The following is a 17354-nucleotide window of genomic DNA, read 5'->3' as shown; positions in this document are numbered from 1 at the left end:
CCGGCCCCATCCCGTTTTCGCCTTGTGTCGCCCGGGAATGCCGTGACGAAACGACGTGAGGCGCACTGAGGCAATTTCGCGCTATACTGGTCGCTATGGGACATCGTTTGACACGCCACTGGCAACATAACGCAGCTGCGATTCTGGTCGCGGCTATCTTGTGCACTGCATCCAACGCCGCCCGGGCGCAGCTTCCCGCGCCGCCGTCGCCGGAAACCATCGCCAAGGGCAAGGCGCTGACGGAAGTCGGCGATTGCGGTAGCTGCCATACCGCCGATCCCGCAAAACCGTTCGCGGGCGGAAAGCGGATCGACACCCCGTTCGGCGCTGTCTATTCGGCCAACCTGACACCCGATCTCAATACCGGGATTGGCCGCTGGACCGACGAGGCGTTTCTGCGCGCCATGCGCTATGGCGAGCGGCCGGACGGCGCTGCCGAATATCCGGCCTTCCCTTACCCGCATTTCACGAAAGTCACCCGCGACGATGTGTTCGCGATCCGCGCCTATCTCGCCACGGTTGCTCCGGTCAACAACACGCCGCCGCCCACCGCGCTGCATTGGCCGCTGAATTATCGCGTGCTGATGCGGCTGTGGAATTTCGCGTTCTTCCGGCCCGGCATTTTCGAACCCGACCAGAACAAGAGCGCCGAGTGGAATCGCGGCGGCTATCTGGTCGAGGGCCTCGGCCATTGCGGCGCGTGCCATACGCCTAAAAGCTTTCTCGGCGCCGAACGCCAGCACGCGCGCTTCACCGGCAGCCGGGTCGATGGCTGGTTTGCCCCGCGCCTCGATGGCGCCGAGCGCGGCGGCCTGAAATCATGGAGCGTGGAGGATATCGCCGAATATCTCGGGACCGGGCGCAATGCGCATAGCCACGCCGGCGGTCCGATGGCGCAGGTGGTGCTCAATTCCACCTCGCGCATGAGCGATACGGACGTTCGCGCCATTGCGGTGTACCTGAAGGATATCGCGGCTGGCCCGCCCGAGGCGGCAAGCACGCCGCCGTCGGCCGCGCAAATGGCCAACGGCGAAAAACTCTACAAGGGATCGTGCGTCGCCTGCCACGAACTCGACGGCAGTGGCGCGCTGCGGATCTATCCGCCCTTGCCCGGCAACGCCAACCTGCAATCCGCCGATGCCCTGAGCACGATACGTATCATATTGGATGGCGCCGAGACGATCACGACGCGCCGCGCTCCCAACACCGGCTCGATGCCCGGATACGCTAAAATGTCCGATCAGGACGTCGCCGACGTCATCACCTATATCCGCAACGCCTGGGGCAACGCCGCCCCCGCGGTGAGCGCGGCGGATGTCGCCAAGGCGCGGAAATAGCTCATCCTCATGGTGAGGTTCGGTGGCGGTTGCGCGTCGTCACTTCTCTTCGCCGTTGAACACGAATTTCGGCATTTCCCATTTGTAGCGGATCGCGAGCAGCCGGAACGTCAGGCCGAGCACGAAGGTCAGCACCGTCCAGAGCTCGTCGTTGAGTTTCAGCCCGAAGGCGGTGGCGTAGAACAAGCCGGTGACGACGGAGACGCTGGCGTAGAGTTCGGAGCGAAACAGCAGCGGCACGTCGTTGCAGAGAACATCGCGCAAGACGCCGCCCGCGCAGCCCGTGATCATCCCGGAGACGATCACGATCGCCAGCGGTTCGTTCATCTGCCAGGCCACGTCGCAGCCGGCCATGGTGAAAACCACGAGACCGATGGCGTCCAGCACCAGAAAGGCCAGGGTGAGCCGATGCACCGTGCGGGCGATCAGTACGGTCGCAAACGCGGCAATCGCCGTGATCGCGAGATAGGACGGATTTTCCACCCATGGCAGCGGATAATGCCCGAGCACGACGTCGCGGATGGTGCCGCCGCCGAGCGCGGTGACGCAGCCGAGCAGGCAGACGCCGACCCAGTCCATGCTGCGCCGCCCGGCGGCCAGCGCAGCGCTCATCGCCTGCGCCGCCAGCGCCACCAGCGAAAGGATATGCAGCACGCTATCGCTGGGCGGCAGGCCCCACATGTTCCCCTCACGACTCATGCCGGTCTCGAGGTTCCATTGTCAGCGATATCGTTCGCTGGGGAAACATCGAAAGTTCCCGGAACCGGCGCCGACACCTCGCCGTTGTCGCGGAAACGAAACGGAGGAATCCGGCCATGGCCACCGAACTCAATCCCGACGATCCCTATGATCGCGATCATCTCAGGAATCCGATCCGAACCAATATCGGCGAGCGGCGCTCGCCGGTTGAAATCGACAATGACTTGCAGCCCGATGCCGAACTCGCCGAGGGCCCCGCCAGCAACGGCAGGATTGCGATGTTTGCGGTCGGTATTGCGATCGTGCTCGGGCTCGTGTTCTACGGGCTGAACAACATGCCGATGACCCAGCAAAATGCCGCGACGACACCGACGCCTGCCAACACGCAGCGGTCGGCCGAGACTTCACCGCCCGCGGCCCCTCCGGGCATGCGTGACGTGACCCCGCGCACCAACAATCGGCCGGGTACGACCACCGGCTCTGCGGCGCCTGCGCCAAATCCGCCGAGCGCACCCACCAACAATGCGGCCGCTCCGGCGAATAGCAGCAAGTAATCGGATACGATTAACCTGACGCAGTGAGGCGGCCTCGATCGGAGGCCGCCTCGTTCTTTCGAGCCGACAACGCCGGCGCGATCACCGGAACATCTTGTTCAGTTCGCCGCCGGGATAGCCCTTGGCGAGTTCGGTGAAAGTGCCCTGCTCGGCAATTTCCTTCGCCGCGCGCATGAAGCCGGCCCAGGCGGTGCGCGCCAGCGAACCGCCGACGCTGATCCGGCGCACGCCGAGATCGGCCGCCTCCTTCACCGAAAGGCCGGACGCGCCAATCAGGAGGTTGACCGGTTTTGGCGCAACCGCCTTCACGATCGCCGTAATCTGCTCCCTGGTCTTGATGCCCGGCGCATAGAGGCAATCGGCGCCGGCCTCCGCATAGGCGCAGAGCCGGTCAATCACCATGGCAAGGTCATCCTGGCCCCACAGAAACGCTTCGCAGCGGCCGGTCAGCAGCACACCGCTTTTGTCGGCATCGATCGCGGCGCGCGCCGCCCTGATGCGCTCGACCGCGTGCGCGCGCTCATAGAGTGGCTTTGCGGCGTCGCCGGTCGAATCCTCGATCGACAGCCCCGCCACGCCGGTCCTGGCGCCGCGCGTAACGTTGACGGCGACCTTGTCGGCCTCATGCGCGAAGCCGTTTTCAAAGTCGGCGTTGACGGGAAGATCGACGGACGCGCAGAGCGCAGTGAGGTGATCGCAGACGTCGTCGACCGTCACATGGTTGTCGGCCTTGCCGATGGTCCAGGCAAAGCCGGCGCTGGTCGAGGCCAGCGCCTTGAAACCCATCTGCGCCAGCGCCTTCGCCGAACCGATGTCGAAGGGGTTGGGAATCGGAAAGCAGCCGCTCTCGTGCAGCTTGCGGAACGTCGCGCGCTTGTCAGCCAATGAAACCGGCATCGGCGTTTCTCCTTTCGTTGTTCGTGCTTATTTCAGCGAGAGACTATGCCTCCGCGGCGACCCGCGCCAGTCACGACAAACCACCATGCTGTCACGATACTGCCACTTGGCAAGCCACGACCAGCTACGCTTCGACCTTGCGCAGGAAGGTGCGTTCCTCGGCGAGGATGAATTTCTGTTCCTCGGCATGGCCGAAATTCTCCATCCCCTCTTTGTCGCCGCGCAGCCGCGCGCGATATTGCTCGTACGCCGCGAGGCTTTCGAACGAGATCAGGCCGAAGGCGACGTTGTTGGTTCCTTCATGCGGCATCCAGTAACCGAGCAGGTCGCCGCCGCATTTCGGGATGATGGAGAGCCAGCGCCTGGCATATTCCTCGAACATCGTGCGCTTGAACGGATCGATCTGGTAGCGAATAAAAACGGTGATCGTCATGGGAACCTCACTCGGTCTTGATGTCCCAAAACGATAGCCGCTTGATCAGCGCCAATGCTTCGGCTACCATCGAACAATGAAAGCAGGACCCGATATCGCCATGGTCGCCTCCCTCGTCGGCGACCCCGCCCGCGCCAACATGCTCACCGCGCTGTTGAGTGGCCGTGCACTCACGGCCAGCGAGTTGTCGCATGAGGCCGGCATCACGCCGCAGACCGCAAGCTCGCATCTGTCGAAGCTCGAAACCGGCGGCCTGATCGAACAGGAAAAACAGGGTCGCCACCGCTATTATCGCCTCGCCGACCCCGATGTCGGCGGCGTGCTGGAGGGCCTGGCCGCGCTTGCCGCCCGCGCCGGCCACCTGCGGGTGCGCACTGGACCGAAGGACCCGGCGCTGCGGCGCGCCCGGATCTGCTACGACCATCTCGCCGGCGACCTCGGCGTGCAGATGCTGGACAGCCTGCGGCAGCGGAAATTCGTGCGCCAGCACAAGCACGACATCGAACTGACGGCGGAGGGCGAGCGCTTCCTCGAAAAGTCGCTGCAAATCGATCCGCAGTCGCTTGCCCATCCGCGCCGCCCGGTCTGCAAGGCCTGCCTCGACTGGAGCGAACGGCGTCATCATCTCGCGGGCACGCTGGGCGCAGCCCTGATGCGGCGCTTCACCGAGCTGAAATGGGCCTCGGCGGACCGAGAAACCGGCAGCCGCGTCGTGCAGTTCACCCGGCAGGGCGAGAAGCGTTTTGCCGCCCTGTTCGGCGAAGCTCAATAACGACTGATCTCGGAGAATTCGATGAAACGTCTCGTCGTGACGGCGTCCCTTGCCGCCCTCCTCGCCCTATCGCTGACGCCGGCGCACGCTGCCGACATTCGCGAGCCGTACGGCATCGGTCTCGAAGGCTTCCCCTATCCCTACCCGGTCAACCTGTTGCCGCTCGTCAATGACGGCGAGCAGCTGAGGATGGCCTATATGGACATCGCGCCCGCCCAGGCCAACGGCCGCGTCGTGGTGCTGCTGCATGGCCGCAATTTTCCGTCGAGCTATTGGGCGCCCGAGATCAAGGTGCTTAACGAGGCCGGCTATCGCGTGATCGTGCCCGACCAGATCGGCTTTGGAAAATCCTCCAAGCCGGTTGGTGAGCTTCATTTCGACAACCTCGCGCGCAACACGATCACACTGCTCGACCATCTCGGAATCGCGAAAACCGATATCGTGGCGCATTCGCTCGGTGGCATGCTTGCGGTGCGCATCGCCCGCGCCTATCCCGACCGCCTCAACCATCTGGTGCTGGCCGCCCCGATCGGCCTCGAAGACTACCGGATGTATGTGCCGCCGACCACGACGGAGAAAATCCTCGAAAACGAGGACAAGCTCACCGCCGACGGTTACCGTAAGCAGCTCGAGAACAATTACTCGCCAAACATTCCGCCCGAGGCGATCACGCCCTTCATCGACGCCCGCTTCAACATCAAGGGTGCTGCGGATTATGCGCGCTGGCTGCGCGCGTTCGTGTCCTCGGGTCAAATGATCTACCGCGAGCCGATCGTTCACGAGATTCCGCTCATCACGGCGCCGACGCTGTTCATCATGGGCGCCGACGATCACAACGCGCCGGGCCGGCCGAATGCGCCGGAAGCGCTGCGGGCGAAGATGGGGCAGAACGCCGAGCTTGCCAAAGCGCTGGCGGCGAAGATGGCCCATGGCAGCACCGAAGTGATCGAAAATGCCGGGCATCTCGTGTTTCTCGATGCGCCGGACAAATTCAACGCGCTGATGCTGCCCTTCCTGGCGAAGTGACCAATTCGATCTGATCGCCTTGCGTTTTGTGAATACGAAAACCCCGCCGGAGTCACACGGCGGGGTTTTTGTTGGCGTGCGCTGAAAACAAAAGAGGCGGGAAAAATTCCCGCCTCTTAGTAGAGTGGATTTGACATTCGCTACCTACCCAGCCGCGGGTTCTTCAAGCGAATGTCAAATCCTAAACTCCACTAGAAACGGATATTTGCTAGTGGTCCTGTAATTCTAACATTCGCAAAAGTGGCTGCTGAAACGGGATGCGAATGTTAGAATTGGACCACTAGATTTCACCAGTTGCGGAAGCAACGGCGGCCGAACGGTCCGGAATGCCAGCCCGGAGGGCAGTTGTACATCGGACGGCAGCCGCCATAGGGACCGCGGTGCCAGCCCGGTCCGCAGCCACCCGCCACCGGAATGGTCGAGGCGTCGGACGCTACCGCCTGATCGAGCGGCGCCACCGGCATGGCGTTGGAAACCGACACGGATGCAAGCACGGATGCAAAGCCGATGCCGATCGCAAACAGGGACACAGCAAGAATTCTCATGGCATTCCCTCCTGTGAGTTACGCGATCAAAAGGACTTCAATCAGCTGAACCCAGGTCTCACCAATGACGATGGTGGTGGCGCCAGTGACGGTGATGCCAATGCCGGTGGTGCCAACGATGATGGTGCCAACGGCGGTGGTGCCAGTGACGGTGATGCCAGCGTACCTGTACCGGCTTGATCTGATCGACTTCGTTCTGCGACACGACTGCCGGCTCAACGTTCGCCGGTGCAGTCACGGTTGCCGCCTGGGCCGAGATTGGCGGTACGGGTGCAGCCTGCGCGCTTGCGCCAAGCAGGATCGCGCCCGCGATCAACCCAGCACTGAAATTCAAGAGATTCCCGAGTTTCATGAATTCAAACCCCTTTCATGAGGTGAGAGAGAGAAGACATGCAGTCTCGCCACCGCAAGATGAATGTTCGCTGAACCGTTGCAGGCCGTGTCGATGAAGACGCAAAAAGATTCAAGCGCTTCGCGAACGGTGACGGCGCGATGAAACTTTGAAGATACGGGGCTAAACCCAACCGCCGCGCGCCATGATCGCGGCGCACAACAAGATGATGACAACAGCGGCGAGCTCGATATGGATGACCATCGTGACGCGCCTGCGCCGCGCTGCCTCAATCACAGGCGCCTCGCCCGCCCTGATCGCGCCGCTCCAGGAAAGAAATTCCCTGGTCGGAATGATCGACAGCAGACCGACGATCACGAACAGGCCGAACTTGGTCAGAAACGCATGGCTGTGCCAGTAATAGGCCGCGCCCTTCTCGAAGAAGAACACCCTGAGCAGTCCGACGACCAGCAACGCGCCGGCGGCAATGCCGAGCACGAGATCGGTAACCTGGAGCCGCCGCGCCGACGCCACCGTCAGTTCCTGCCGGATCAGGGCGAATTCGATCGCCAGCGCCGAGACAAGCGTAAAGGCACAGAGGTGATGCAGGAAGGCAAACAGCGTGGACATGGGCGAAGGTCCCCGATCGTCGGCGAATGAAAAGCATCTTACCGGATATCTTGTCGTTCGTAAGATCGACCGCGAGAGTTCGCCCGGCGTACAGTGCAAGCCGATGCGCCCTCTCCCCCTGCGGGAGAGGGCATCTCCGTCAGCGGCCACAGGATCGTTGGGGTGAGGGGTAAATTGGCCGCCTTTCGGTGAGGAAGCAAACCCCTCACCCGCCTCCGCTGCTGCGCATCGAAGGCACCCTCTCCCGCAAGGGGAGAGGGTTGCGGCCGCCGATCAGCGCCTACGCCACCGGGCGTGCACCGAAAATGCGCTGCCAGATCGTGCCGCCCAACACTTTCCAGCCGAAATAGAAGTAGCCCACGAGCGCGGCGAACAGCACCAGCGCCGGCAGGCCCGTCAGGTTGAAGCCGTCTTTTGTCGTCTCGCCGGTGAGCGCGCCGATCAAATAACCGCCGACAAAAAACACAGTGAAAAAATCAAGGACACCCGCCAAACCGCGGCGCCAGAACGCCGGCCTGGCCAAGGTTGGTGAACTCGTCTGATCCGACATGGTCGATTCCCTGCTTGGAATGAAAATGGGACGCCAGTGACAGCACAGCTCATGCGCTTAGGGAGCGCGGGTTCCACTCTGGCAAAACGCTGATGATTCGACCACGGCAAGATCGCCTTTCGCCGCGGGTTTTGCGGTCACATCAGCTTGGTCGGCGCATCGTGAACCAGGCGAAGCTCGAACCCACCGATCAGTTGAGCGCGAAGCGCCTCGGCGTCGCGGATCGCGGCTTCGGTCTGTTGCAAGGTGCTGATGTTCGATCCGAGCGAGACGATTCCACCCAGCACCAGCGCGATCGACCCGAGCGCGGTCTCTCCTGTTCCGAACAGCCCAAGGATAACGACGAGGAGCAGGACGGCACCGCAAACGATCGCAATCTTGGACACCAGAATGAACTTCCGGCATCGCTCGGCAGTCTTGGCCAACGCCTCGATCCGATCTTCGAGCGCAGAAATTTCGTCGGTCTCTTCTTCGTCGTCGGTCATCGGACTTTGGCTGAGCAACAAGAGAGCGTTTCAAACTAAATTTGGAGCGTCGGCGCAAGTTCGAACCGCCCTACGATTTCTCTGTCGCCTCTTTCGCGAGTATCCATCCAGACAGGCCGTAGGAGGACGAGAGTTCGAAGCCTTTGACACCCTTGGCGCCGAGCACCGCACTTGCCGAATCAAGGTCGCCAGCCCACGGCCCCGGGGCTCCGGACATGCGATGAGACTCCTCGATCTCCGAGCGATGATTGAGCAAAATCTTGTCGATCGGAACTTCCGCTAAAGAGAAAATGATGTTCCCAAACGCATCGTCCCAAAATCGGTAACCTTCCACTCCTTCAAACGAGACGATCCGATCTAACGCCGGGCCTGGCTTTGGATCTGGTCGCGTATCGCGCCGGGCACGCAATACGATGCGCCGCGCCTCGCAGTGAACCTCGTACGAAATCAGAAAATCGTCATGTAGCGATGGCAACATTTTTTATGAGCTCGATTCTCACAGCGGCAGATTGTCGTGCTTCTTGATCGGGATCTCGACATGCTTGTCGCGCAGCATGGCGAGTGCACGCGCGAGGCGGCGGCGGGTCGAATGCGGCATGATGACATCGTCGATATAGCCGCGCTCGGCGGCGATGAAGGGCGACAGGAAGCGGTCTTCATATTCCTTGGTGCGCTCGGCGATCTTGCCCGCGTCGTTCAAGTCGGCGCGGAAGATGATCTCGACCGCGCCCTTGGCGCCCATGACCGCGATCTGCGCCGTCGGCCAGGCGTAATTCATGTCGGCGCCGATTTCCTTGGACGCCATGACGTCGAATGCGCCGCCATAGGCCTTGCGGGTGATCACGGTGATCAGCGGCACCGTGCATTGTGAGTAGGCAAACAACAGCTTCGCGCCGTGCTTGATCAGGCCGCCATACTCCTGCGCGGTGCCGGGCAGGAATCCGGGCACGTCCACGAACGTCACGATCGGGATATTGAAGGCGTCGCAGAATCGCACAAAGCGCGCGGCCTTGCGCGAGGCGTCGCTGTCGAGCACGCCGGCCAGCACCATCGGCTGGTTGGCGACAAAGCCGACCGTGCGGCCGGCGATGCGGCCGAAGCCGGTGACGATGTTCTTGGCGAACGCTTCCGAGATCTCGAAGAAATCGCCCTCGTCCACGACCTTCAGGATCAGTTCCTTCATGTCGTAGGGCTTGTTGGGATTGTCGGGGATCAGCGTATCGAGCGAGAGATCGACGCGCTCGATATCGTCGAAGCTCGGCCATTCCGGCACGCCGTCACTGTTGTTGGCGGGGAGGAAATCGATCAGCCGCCGCATCTGCAACAGTGCCTCGACGTCGTTCTCGAAGGCGCCGTCCGCGATCGACGAGCGCGTGGCATGCACCGACGCGCCGCCGAGCTCTTCCGCCGTGACGACCTCGTTGGTGACGGTCTTCACCACGTCCGGCCCGGTGACGAACATATAGCTCGTGTTCTTCACCATGAAGATGAAATCGGTCATGGCCGGCGAATAGACGTCGCCGCCCGCGCACGGGCCCATGATGACGGAGATCTGCGGGATCACGCCGGAGGCGATGACGTTGCGGCGGAACACATAGGAATAGCCTGCAAGGGCCGCGACGCCTTCCTGGATGCGCGCGCCGCCGGCGTCGTAAAGCCCGATGATCGGCGCCCTCGCCTTCATCGCCATGTCCTGCAGTTTTGTGATCTTCAGCGCATGGGTTTCGGAGAGAGAGCCGCCGAACACGGTAAAATCCTTGGCAAAGACGAAGGTCTTGCGGCCGTTGACGGTGCCCCAGCCGGTGACGACGCCGTCGCCCGGCACTTTGGTCTTTTCCATGCCGAATTCGGTCGAGCGGTGTTCGACGAACATGTCGAACTCCTCGAAACTGCCCTTGTCGAGCAGAAGCTCGATGCGCTCCCGCGCGGTGAGCTTGCCGCGGGCGTGCTGGGCCGCGATGCGCTTCTCGCCGCCACCAAGCCTTGCGCCCGCGCGCCGTTCTTCAAGGGTGTCCAGGATATCCTTCATGCCGCTTCCAGCCCGCTTTTGCCTTTAAAGGGCGGTTCTAACACGCCGATTTGCCGGCAGGAAACGCCCTCCTCGAGCTTATCTCCAGCCATTGGGGGAGCTTATCGCGCCGATTGGCAGCGTCGCGCCGCGTCCGTATCATGGCATTGCTGCCATTGGGGACGAAAGCGATGACGGATACCGCAAACATGGAGACGAGGGGCTCGGCATCGGGCGGCGTCAAGACCCTGCTCCGCCTGGAAGGGCTCGCCCTATTTGCCGGGACGACGCTGCTGTACTTCCTCTGGGGCGGCCCGTGGTGGCTCTATGTGGTGCTGTTTCTGTCGCCCGACCTCAGCTTCGCCGGCTATCTGGCGGGCCCGAAGGTCGGCGCCTGGGCCTATAACACGATGCACTGCACCGTCATCCCGCTCGCGATGCTGACGATCGGATTTGGCTTCGCCCCGCCGCTCGTGCTGTCGCTCGCTCTGATCTGGCTCGCGCATATCGGCTTCGATCGCTCGCTTGGCTACGGGCTCAAATATGCAGCCGGATTCGGATTCACCCATCTCGGCCGCATCGGCAAGGAAGCGAAGGGCTGAGACGCCGGCTCAATCCAGCTCATCCTTCGAGACGACGCGGAGTTTATCATCGGGCCGCGCTTCGCGCGGACCCGTTGGCGCCTCCTCAGGATGAGGGAAACCCTCGTGGTGAGGAGCGCGCTCTTCGCGCGTCTCGAACCACGAGGCCTCCGGTCAGCGACCTTATTTCTCCCCCACCTTGAACGGCGACTCCTTGCCGGGCGGCACAGTCTCCTCCGCCATCGCCAGCATCATCGCGACCATGACGTAGTTGCCGGCCACCGCCGTGAGATCGACGATCTGCTGATCGTTGAACACCTTCTTGGCCCGCGCGTAGGTTTCGTCGGAGACCTTCTGCGTCGTCGTCAGCTCGGTGACGAAGTCATAGACCACAGCTTCGTCCTCGGCCATTTTCGACGGCTTCTTGCCTTCCTTGACTTCGGCGATGATGTCGGCGGACAGGCCGGCCTTGGCCGCGAGCGGCGCGTGTGCAAACCATTCGACCTGCGAGCGCCACTGCCGCCCGATGATGATGATCGCAAATTCATTGAGCTTGGTCGGGACCGACGTTTCCCAGCGAAGATAATGAAACAGATCGAACAGGCGCTGGCCGAGCACGGGGCTGCGCATCAGCGGATTGTAGGGACCGCCGATGCCGACGCTCGAAATCTTCATGATCTCTTCGCCGAGCGGCTTCTGCGCCGCGCTGAGCTGATCCATCGTCAGCTGCGGAAAGCGCGGCTCCTTGCTGGTGGCGGGCTGTGCGAACATCGTCGCCGCAATCCAGCCGCCGGCCGCGGCCAGCATCATCGACGACGTGAGAATGGCAGATTTCATGATTTCCTCCGGCTTGTTTTGTTGTTCTCGTGGAAAAGCCGCCGAAGTTTAGTTCAGCATCACGAGACAAGCCAGAGGAGGAATCGCGCCGTGTCGTTAGGGCTATGGCTTGAGAACCGGATTGGTATTTGGCGCCAGCGCCTCTTCCTGCTCGGCCTCCTCGGGGAGGACATCGCCATGGACGGCGAGCGCCGGACCGATCCAGATCGGATCGTCGAGATGATCGCGGCGCGGGTTGGTTGTGTTCGGATGAACCAGAATACTCAGGCGTCCATGGTTGAGCATCAACCACGGCACCAGCGTTGGAAACACCTCCGACGCAAAAGCAACCTGGTACATCGATTGGTCATGCGGCCCTACTTTGGCATCGTGCCAGCGGCCGAGCGTCACCGAAAATCGCTCACCGATCCAGGTCCGCAGCCGTTCCGCTTCCGCGCGCGTTGCCGGATCGTAGTAGACATGGGCATGGAAGTTCGCGATTTCGTGGAGCGCCCGCGGGTTGGAGTTGCTGCTTGAATCCGTCATCCACGCGTCCTCCTCACTGATCTCGCAACGGCGCCGGCCCCGCATCGGCGACGATGCTGATCCTATCATGGTCGAACGATGAAACTAGCGCACCCGGCCGGACAGCCGCAGCACGAAGATCAGGACTTCGGCGACCGCCTTGTAGAGTTCGGCCGGAATTTCCTCGCCGAGCTCGACATTGGACAATGCGCCGGCCAGCACCTCGTTTTCCTCGATCGGAATGTTGTTGGCCTTGGCGACCTCGATGATCTTCTCGCCAAGGGTCCCTTTGCCCTTGGCGACAACGCGGGGCGCGCCGGTGCGATCGTAATGCAGCGCGACCGCGAGCTGGTTTTTCCGGCTCTCGCTCATGACGCGCGATCCAGGAAATGCCCGGCCGGCGCCGGGGCCTGCTGCTGGGGCGCCCCCTCGCGGATCACGATATCGCCGGGCGTGAGTTCGGCGCGGCTCAGGGCTTGCGTGAGCTGCGAAACCCCCGCCCGCAATTGCGTGGCGGTCGAGGGCCGCTCGGCCCACATCTTCACCGACGTGCGATCGCCGTTCAGCGACACCAGCGCATGTACGGGGCCTGCGGGTTCGACGTTGAGCGAGAAGCGCGCGCGCCAGGTGGCTTTGGCGGCGGTGGACTCGCGCTCCGAGCCGTCGCGCGAAATCTCGAATTGCGCCATCGCCGTGCCCTGTGGCGTCGCAAACGGGATTTCGAAGTTCCAGCGCGGCGTGGACGTATCAATTCGCGAAGCCGAGGCATCGGCCTGACCGGGCAGCGAAGCAATCTGCAACAGCGTCTGCCGCGCGATCGCGCCGTCCGTGTCGTCAAGCAGATGTTGCAACGCCGCCTCGACCGGCAGATGGCCCGCAAGCGTCGCCGGTGCCACCGGCTGCGCCGAGGGTAGCGCGCCGTTGAGCGGCGGCGGCGGAATGTTGGTGCGGGCGAAGTCCGGCTCGTCGACGTTGGCTGGCGTGCGCGTGCCGGTCACGACCGGAATTAGCGACAGGAGCTGGCTGTTTTGCAAAGCCAGACTGGACACGCTGCCGGCAGCAACGGGGGAAGCTTGCAGCACTTCCTGCAACAGATTGAGCGCGGCACTTGAGGCTGCCGCGCGCGCCACATCCGCTGAAGTTGCCGTCGGCGCCAGCGTCGCGCTGCCGGCGGCAAGGTCGAGAATTTGCTGCACAATGGCGGATGCGGAGCTTGACGTCGACGCCGCCGGCGCAGCCGCCGCGGTTGATGGCGTCGCCAACAGTGCCGAGAGAATTTCTTGCGGCGCGACTTCGGCCGTGGTCGTTGGCAACGTGCCGGCCTGTACCAGCAGTTCGCCGGTCTCCGCCAGAATGGCGGCAGCGAGCGCGGTCGCGGGCTGAGCCGTGTTGGCCAGCGCAGGCGTCGGGATCGAACCCGTCGTGGCCGTCTCCGACGGCGTTGTGCCGGAAATAGATATGCCCGAGAGCGCCGCCGCTTCAGTTGTCGCGGCAGCCTGCGGCGGTGCAGCTTGGAGCGTTGGCGCGGAAGTTGACGTCGCCACGCCAGTGGTCGCCGTCCCGTCCGAAAGCGCGGACGTCAGCGCCTGACGCAGCACGATCAAGGCTGCCTTGAGATCGGGAACGCCGCTCGACGTGACCGCCGATCCCGATGCGAGCGAGCTTTCCAGGAAAATTCCGGAGGACTGAAACGCCTGCTGGACGGCTTCGCCTGTGAGATTTGGCGTTAGCGGGGTCTGCTGCGCCAGCACCTGTACCGCGGCCTGAAGAACCTGCGTCGGCAGGCTCGGCAATCCGGCGGCAACGTTGAGATCGGCAAACAATGGCGCGAGCGAGGTCTGCTGCGTCACGGCTGTCTGCGCCGCGAGCGATACCGCTGATATCTCAAGCGGGGTCAGCGGATTGGTTGGCGCGACCGCCCCCGTCGTCAGGTTGGCTGCAAGGCTTGCGGCAAGCGACGGCGAAAGCGTGATCGCGGAACCGGAGGCCGACGCGCCACTGGCGCCTGCCTGGCCCGTGGCCGTGCTCGGCTGATTGACAATCGAAAGCCCGATGCCGTTTGGCGTTTGCGAGACCTGCAATTGCAAGGTCTGCCCGACCTGAAGCGGCACTTGCGTGGTCGCCTCGATGGTCTGGTTGCCAATGGAGATTTGGACCTGGTCGTTGCCGAGAACCTGCAGGACCTCGGCCGTGATCACCTGCCCCGCTTGCAGCACGATCGCGCTCACCGGCGCGCTTGGCGCGGTCGCCGTCACTGGCTGAAGATTTGGATTGATCGTGATCGCCATGATTCACCGGGATATCGGCCCGGCGAGAGGCTAACTTCGTGTCGTAAACCTCGCGTTAACTGACATCCTTCCGAAACTCATCAATCGCTCTGATGAATCGCCCGAAGAACGGCGGCGACCGCGTTGAAATCGACTGACTTTGCGGCTTTTCGTGCCGCCATTTCCTCGTCGACGCCCCATTTCTCGGCGTTCCAGTCCTCGTCGACATGGGCGGCGGCCCAGGCCTTTTCGGGATCAATCACCCCGTGGAACATCGCCAGCGCCAACAGCGCAGAGCCCGTCAACGTCGTGAGCACGTGGACGGCCGCGATGGCCCAGGGATCATCGGGCAACGCGCCACGCACGGCAGCGATCGCCTCATCTGGCTGGCGGACATGCATCACGCCTTCGGCGAGTATGAAATGCGCCCCCAGCGTCTCGGCGGCCCAGAACAAGACCGGGTCCCAATGTTCGGCCTCGCGCGCCACCAGCCCTTCCGGGTGCCCGGCGCGATAAAACAACAGGTCCGAGCCGAAATACTTCGCGACATCATCGCTGACGGCCGTGACGTTATCGGTCACGCCCTGCACGACGCTGTTGGCAAAGCGCGTCAACGGCATCGTCAGGGGCTCGATGAATTCGCCCTGCGCATTCCACTCTACCGCGATCATCTCCGCGAGCGAACGCGAAGGCACGACCACCGTGCGGCCGGACGGGGTCTTGATCGGCTTGCCGTCAAGCGTGACGATATAGCCGCCTTCCGCCTCGCCGGTGCCGGCGCTGGCATAGAATCGCTTGCGCTGAACCGCGCGCGCCGAACGCCGCGCCGCTTCCATCGGATTGGCTTCGGCCTTGCCTGCGATTTCGTCGAATAGTTCGCGCATGATATCCTCATTACGACAGCTATCGCAGCAATGAAAGCTACCAGATGCGCGCGAGACTGATAGCAGCCCTTGCCCTGCTCGCGCCCGGGACTATCTCCAGCGCGGACGCCGGATTTCGCTCGCCGGAATCGCTGGTGCGCAATGTCTATGCCTATTACGGCGACCGCGCTGACGCGCTCTCAAGCGGGCTGCCGCACGATGCCGACACTGCACAGCAGTTCTTCGATTCCAGCCTGCGCGAGGCCTGGCGCGCGCCGAACAAGGCGCCTTATGATTTCCTGGTACAAAGCGCGTCCTGGAAACTCGGCACGGTGTCGATTTCCGTCCTGCGCAAGCAGTTCGACAAAACCTATGTCACCGCAGGTTTCGACAATCAGGGACGCCGCATGACCATGAACTTCATCCTGATCAACGGTCCCGACGGCTGGGTGATCTACGACGTCGAAAGCCCGCACGATTCCTTGCGCGCGTTTCTCGCGCAATACCGGAATTGAAGCGATGCCGGATTACACGACAGGCTTGCGCCCGCGGCGTTACGGGCTGACGCCAAGCGCCTTCAATTCGGCTTTCGCACTTGTGGCTTCAATGAAGCCTCTTGGACAGTCCGCAACAGCGCGCACCGGTAACGACCCCGAAAATAAGATAACGCATGATCTCTCCTCGTCGCCAGCGAGGGTATCCGTCGCCAACCTTTCGGCTCAGTTAGTCTCGGAAAATGCGCAAATGGTTCATTCTTCCGGCGCGTGCACGATCGGCTGATAACACCGGCCGCAAGCGTTCACGGTTTTTGATATATGATTCCACCGGCGCGAATGGTGTAAGCGACCTTGGCCAGGTTCCGAACATCGGCCAGCGGATCGCCATCGAGAACCACGAGATCGGCGTCAAATTCCTTTTCGACCCTGCCCTTCTTGGCTGCCTTGAAATATGTGGCCGGATTGGTCGTGAGCGAAGCCAGCACTTGCCGCTCCGAAAGCGCTCGGTGCATCAGCTCGTATTCGAGCGTGGTGTCGTAGATGGTGGTGAAACCGACGTCTGTGCCAAACAACACCGGCCCGCCATTGTCCGAAAAGTCCTTGAGTTGGGCGACGCTGTCGTTGACCAGTCGCTCCGCGATCATGGCCGGGACCGGCAATTTTGCAAAAAGTGACAGTGTCGGAATCAAGGCCGTGCCTTGCTGCTTGAAGCGCGCAAGTTCTTCGGGCGGATATCCCGGGCCTCCTAACGGGATGGTATGCGCCATCACGTCCACGCCGGCCTCGATCACGACCTCCACACCGGTCCAGTTCTGCGGATGGGCGAAAACCGGCTTGCCCCGGGCATGCGCCACATCGACGGCGGCCTTGGCGACGGTCACCTCCATGTTGACCACCGGCTTGTCCTCGCCCTTGTAAGACCCGGTGAACAGCTTCACGCCGTCCAGCCCCATATCCAGATAGGACCGCGCCCATTGCCCGGCTTGATCGGGTATGTCGGTTTCAGGAAGCATCATTTCGGCCGGGAGATAGATGGGATGACCGTCTTTGGGATACATACTGCCCGCCAGCAAAATGTTAGGACCGAGCACTTCGCCCGCATTGACGCGACGGCGGAGCGGCAACGTTTCGGCCGGATCGGAGCCGAGATCCCAGACGGTGGTAAAACCCCATCGCGTCAACATCTCCTGCATGTGCGCGGTGAGAGGCTCGGCCGGCCCGCTAGCGGCGCTTCTCCACACCGCCTGCGTGAAATGCACGTGGCTGTTCCAGAAGCCGGCAACAATGATCTTGCCGGCGCAATCAATGATGCGAACATCATTCGGGATCTGAACATTGCTGCGAGGCCCAATCGCGGTGATGGCACCGCCGGTCACCACGACTACCGCATCCGGTTGCGGAGCCCCATCCGGCGACGAATAAACCGTCCCTCCCACAAGGACGAGCGTCTGCGCATGGGCAGCGGTGCTGAAGCCGAGAAGGAATAGCGTGGTGCGGAATAGCTTTCCGATCATAAGCACGGCTCCTCGAAGCGTTGG

Annotated in this window: 22 protein-coding genes; 6 read left to right on the top strand and 16 right to left on the bottom strand. The window is 62.5% G+C overall.

Going from position 1 to position 17354, the window contains the following annotated elements; all coding sequences use genetic code 11:
• Positions 1-95: 95 nt before the first annotated feature.
• Positions 96-1337 carry a cytochrome c gene (locus tag BUA38_RS30010; RefSeq protein WP_083587835.1) on the top strand — a complete coding sequence of 414 codons (1242 nt, stop codon included), beginning with the start codon at positions 96-98 and terminating at the stop codon, positions 1335-1337.
• Positions 1338-1376: 39 nt separating this feature from the next.
• On the opposite strand, the gene BUA38_RS30005 is transcribed toward BUA38_RS30010, so the two are convergent.
• Complete coding sequence (locus BUA38_RS30005; RefSeq protein ID WP_072823692.1) at positions 1377-2018, bottom strand: trimeric intracellular cation channel family protein; 642 nt, start codon at positions 2016-2018, stop codon at positions 1377-1379.
• A 134-nt stretch (positions 2019-2152) separates the two neighbouring features.
• Between BUA38_RS30005 and BUA38_RS30000 the strand changes: the two genes are divergently transcribed.
• Positions 2153-2590 (top strand): hypothetical protein, encoded by a 438-nt coding sequence (locus BUA38_RS30000; RefSeq protein WP_072823690.1) that lies wholly within the window; start codon positions 2153-2155, stop codon positions 2588-2590.
• Between the two features lie 81 nt (positions 2591-2671).
• On the opposite strand, the gene BUA38_RS29995 is transcribed toward BUA38_RS30000, so the two are convergent.
• Positions 2672-3487 (bottom strand): isocitrate lyase/PEP mutase family protein, encoded by an 816-nt coding sequence (locus tag BUA38_RS29995; RefSeq protein ID WP_072823688.1) that lies wholly within the window; start codon positions 3485-3487, stop codon positions 2672-2674.
• A 124-nt stretch (positions 3488-3611) separates the two neighbouring features.
• The gene (locus BUA38_RS29990) at positions 3612-3920 is read right to left on the bottom strand and encodes an NIPSNAP family protein (protein WP_072823686.1); all 309 of its coding nucleotides are present in this window, start codon (positions 3918-3920) and stop codon (positions 3612-3614) included.
• A 76-nt stretch (positions 3921-3996) separates the two neighbouring features.
• Between BUA38_RS29990 and BUA38_RS29985 the strand changes: the two genes are divergently transcribed.
• Both BUA38_RS29985 and BUA38_RS29980 read left to right on the top strand, forming a co-directional pair.
• Positions 3997-4692 (top strand): ArsR/SmtB family transcription factor, encoded by a 696-nt coding sequence (locus tag BUA38_RS29985; RefSeq protein WP_072823684.1) that lies wholly within the window; start codon positions 3997-3999, stop codon positions 4690-4692.
• Between the two features lie 21 nt (positions 4693-4713).
• Entirely contained in the window at positions 4714-5718 is a 1005-nt protein-coding gene (locus BUA38_RS29980) for an alpha/beta fold hydrolase (protein ID WP_072823682.1), read from the top strand.
• A gap of 287 nt (positions 5719-6005) precedes the next feature.
• On the opposite strand, the gene BUA38_RS29975 is transcribed toward BUA38_RS29980, so the two are convergent.
• The 7 genes from BUA38_RS29975 to BUA38_RS29945 form a co-directional block, all read right to left on the bottom strand.
• Positions 6006-6263 (bottom strand): GCG_CRPN prefix-to-repeats domain-containing protein, encoded by a 258-nt coding sequence (locus BUA38_RS29975; RefSeq protein WP_072823680.1) that lies wholly within the window; start codon positions 6261-6263, stop codon positions 6006-6008.
• Between the two features lie 58 nt (positions 6264-6321).
• Positions 6322-6615: a hypothetical protein gene (locus BUA38_RS37240; protein ID WP_072823678.1), complete on the bottom strand. Its 294-nt coding sequence runs from the start codon at positions 6613-6615 to the stop codon at positions 6322-6324.
• 162 nt (positions 6616-6777) lie between these two features.
• Positions 6778-7224, bottom strand: a complete 447-nt coding sequence (locus BUA38_RS29965; RefSeq protein ID WP_072823676.1) for a DUF2214 family protein — start codon at positions 7222-7224, stop codon at positions 6778-6780.
• Between the two features lie 280 nt (positions 7225-7504).
• Complete coding sequence (locus BUA38_RS29960; protein WP_072823674.1) at positions 7505-7774, bottom strand: RDD family protein; 270 nt, start codon at positions 7772-7774, stop codon at positions 7505-7507.
• A gap of 137 nt (positions 7775-7911) precedes the next feature.
• Positions 7912-8259, bottom strand: a complete 348-nt coding sequence (locus tag BUA38_RS29955) for a hypothetical protein (RefSeq protein WP_072826542.1) — start codon at positions 8257-8259, stop codon at positions 7912-7914.
• 70 nt (positions 8260-8329) lie between these two features.
• Complete coding sequence (locus tag BUA38_RS29950; protein WP_072823672.1) at positions 8330-8737, bottom strand: hypothetical protein; 408 nt, start codon at positions 8735-8737, stop codon at positions 8330-8332.
• Positions 8738-8755: 18 nt separating this feature from the next.
• Positions 8756-10288, bottom strand: coding sequence for an acyl-CoA carboxylase subunit beta (locus BUA38_RS29945; protein ID WP_072823670.1), 1533 nt, complete (start codon positions 10286-10288; stop codon positions 8756-8758).
• 170 nt (positions 10289-10458) lie between these two features.
• Between BUA38_RS29945 and BUA38_RS29940 the strand changes: the two genes are divergently transcribed.
• The gene (locus tag BUA38_RS29940) at positions 10459-10869 is read left to right on the top strand and encodes a DUF4260 domain-containing protein (protein WP_072823668.1); all 411 of its coding nucleotides are present in this window, start codon (positions 10459-10461) and stop codon (positions 10867-10869) included.
• Between the two features lie 162 nt (positions 10870-11031).
• On the opposite strand, the gene BUA38_RS29935 is transcribed toward BUA38_RS29940, so the two are convergent.
• The 5 genes from BUA38_RS29935 to BUA38_RS29915 all read right to left on the bottom strand — a co-directional run bounded on the left by BUA38_RS29935 (position 11032) and on the right by BUA38_RS29915 (position 15340).
• Positions 11032-11685 (bottom strand): carboxymuconolactone decarboxylase family protein, encoded by a 654-nt coding sequence (locus BUA38_RS29935; RefSeq protein WP_072823666.1) that lies wholly within the window; start codon positions 11683-11685, stop codon positions 11032-11034.
• A gap of 102 nt (positions 11686-11787) precedes the next feature.
• Positions 11788-12210, bottom strand: a complete 423-nt coding sequence (locus BUA38_RS29930; RefSeq protein ID WP_072823664.1) for a DOPA 4,5-dioxygenase family protein — start codon at positions 12208-12210, stop codon at positions 11788-11790.
• 84 nt (positions 12211-12294) lie between these two features.
• Complete coding sequence (locus BUA38_RS29925; protein WP_072823662.1) at positions 12295-12561, bottom strand: EscU/YscU/HrcU family type III secretion system export apparatus switch protein; 267 nt, start codon at positions 12559-12561, stop codon at positions 12295-12297.
• Positions 12558-14477 (bottom strand): flagellar hook-length control protein FliK, encoded by a 1920-nt coding sequence (locus tag BUA38_RS29920; RefSeq protein ID WP_072823660.1) that lies wholly within the window; start codon positions 14475-14477, stop codon positions 12558-12560. The genes BUA38_RS29925 and BUA38_RS29920 overlap by 4 nt, the downstream gene beginning before the upstream one ends.
• An 80-nt stretch (positions 14478-14557) precedes the next feature.
• Complete coding sequence (locus BUA38_RS29915; protein WP_072823658.1) at positions 14558-15340, bottom strand: ATP12 family chaperone protein; 783 nt, start codon at positions 15338-15340, stop codon at positions 14558-14560.
• Positions 15341-15384: 44 nt separating this feature from the next.
• Between BUA38_RS29915 and BUA38_RS29910 the strand changes: the two genes are divergently transcribed.
• Complete coding sequence (locus tag BUA38_RS29910; RefSeq protein ID WP_072823656.1) at positions 15385-15834, top strand: hypothetical protein; 450 nt, start codon at positions 15385-15387, stop codon at positions 15832-15834.
• 284 nt (positions 15835-16118) lie between these two features.
• Here BUA38_RS29910 and BUA38_RS29905 read toward each other — a convergent pair whose 3' ends face one another.
• Complete coding sequence (locus tag BUA38_RS29905; protein WP_072823654.1) at positions 16119-17330, bottom strand: amidohydrolase family protein; 1212 nt, start codon at positions 17328-17330, stop codon at positions 16119-16121.
• Positions 17331-17354 lie beyond the last annotated feature (24 nt).

It is taken from the genome of Bradyrhizobium erythrophlei, from assembly GCF_900142985.1.
Classification (GTDB): domain Bacteria; phylum Pseudomonadota; class Alphaproteobacteria; order Rhizobiales; family Xanthobacteraceae; genus Bradyrhizobium; species Bradyrhizobium erythrophlei_B.
Note: the sequence above shows the minus strand (reverse complement) of the source record. Positions and strands in the feature narration are given on the sequence as shown.

Coding starts and splice junctions, on each gene's coding strand:
- BUA38_RS29950 (WP_072823672.1), bottom strand. CDS start 8,737: ATGTTGCCATCGCTACATGACGATTTTCTGATTTCGTACGAGGTTCAC.
- BUA38_RS29965 (WP_072823676.1), bottom strand. CDS start 7,224: ATGTCCACGCTGTTTGCCTTCCTGCATCACCTCTGTGCCTTTACGCTT.
- BUA38_RS29915 (WP_072823658.1), bottom strand. CDS start 15,340: ATGCGCGAACTATTCGACGAAATCGCAGGCAAGGCCGAAGCCAATCCG.
- BUA38_RS29975 (WP_072823680.1), bottom strand. CDS start 6,263: ATGAGAATTCTTGCTGTGTCCCTGTTTGCGATCGGCATCGGCTTTGCA.
- BUA38_RS30005 (WP_072823692.1), bottom strand. CDS start 2,018: ATGTGGGGCCTGCCGCCCAGCGATAGCGTGCTGCATATCCTTTCGCTG.
- BUA38_RS29930 (WP_072823664.1), bottom strand. CDS start 12,210: ATGACGGATTCAAGCAGCAACTCCAACCCGCGGGCGCTCCACGAAATC.
- BUA38_RS29910 (WP_072823656.1), top strand. CDS start 15,385: ATGCGCGCGAGACTGATAGCAGCCCTTGCCCTGCTCGCGCCCGGGACT.
- BUA38_RS29935 (WP_072823666.1), bottom strand. CDS start 11,685: ATGAAATCTGCCATTCTCACGTCGTCGATGATGCTGGCCGCGGCCGGC.
- BUA38_RS29940 (WP_072823668.1), top strand. CDS start 10,459: ATGACGGATACCGCAAACATGGAGACGAGGGGCTCGGCATCGGGCGGC.
- BUA38_RS29985 (WP_072823684.1), top strand. CDS start 3,997: ATGAAAGCAGGACCCGATATCGCCATGGTCGCCTCCCTCGTCGGCGAC.
- BUA38_RS37240 (WP_072823678.1), bottom strand. CDS start 6,615: ATGAAACTCGGGAATCTCTTGAATTTCAGTGCTGGGTTGATCGCGGGC.
- BUA38_RS30010 (WP_083587835.1), top strand. CDS start 96: ATGGGACATCGTTTGACACGCCACTGGCAACATAACGCAGCTGCGATT.
- BUA38_RS29960 (WP_072823674.1), bottom strand. CDS start 7,774: ATGTCGGATCAGACGAGTTCACCAACCTTGGCCAGGCCGGCGTTCTGG.
- BUA38_RS29945 (WP_072823670.1), bottom strand. CDS start 10,288: ATGAAGGATATCCTGGACACCCTTGAAGAACGGCGCGCGGGCGCAAGG.
- BUA38_RS29920 (WP_072823660.1), bottom strand. CDS start 14,477: ATGGCGATCACGATCAATCCAAATCTTCAGCCAGTGACGGCGACCGCG.
- BUA38_RS30000 (WP_072823690.1), top strand. CDS start 2,153: ATGGCCACCGAACTCAATCCCGACGATCCCTATGATCGCGATCATCTC.
- BUA38_RS29980 (WP_072823682.1), top strand. CDS start 4,714: ATGAAACGTCTCGTCGTGACGGCGTCCCTTGCCGCCCTCCTCGCCCTA.
- BUA38_RS29990 (WP_072823686.1), bottom strand. CDS start 3,920: ATGACGATCACCGTTTTTATTCGCTACCAGATCGATCCGTTCAAGCGC.
- BUA38_RS29995 (WP_072823688.1), bottom strand. CDS start 3,487: ATGCCGGTTTCATTGGCTGACAAGCGCGCGACGTTCCGCAAGCTGCAC.
- BUA38_RS29955 (WP_072826542.1), bottom strand. CDS start 8,259: ATGACCGACGACGAAGAAGAGACCGACGAAATTTCTGCGCTCGAAGAT.
- BUA38_RS29925 (WP_072823662.1), bottom strand. CDS start 12,561: ATGAGCGAGAGCCGGAAAAACCAGCTCGCGGTCGCGCTGCATTACGAT.
- BUA38_RS29905 (WP_072823654.1), bottom strand. CDS start 17,330: ATGATCGGAAAGCTATTCCGCACCACGCTATTCCTTCTCGGCTTCAGC.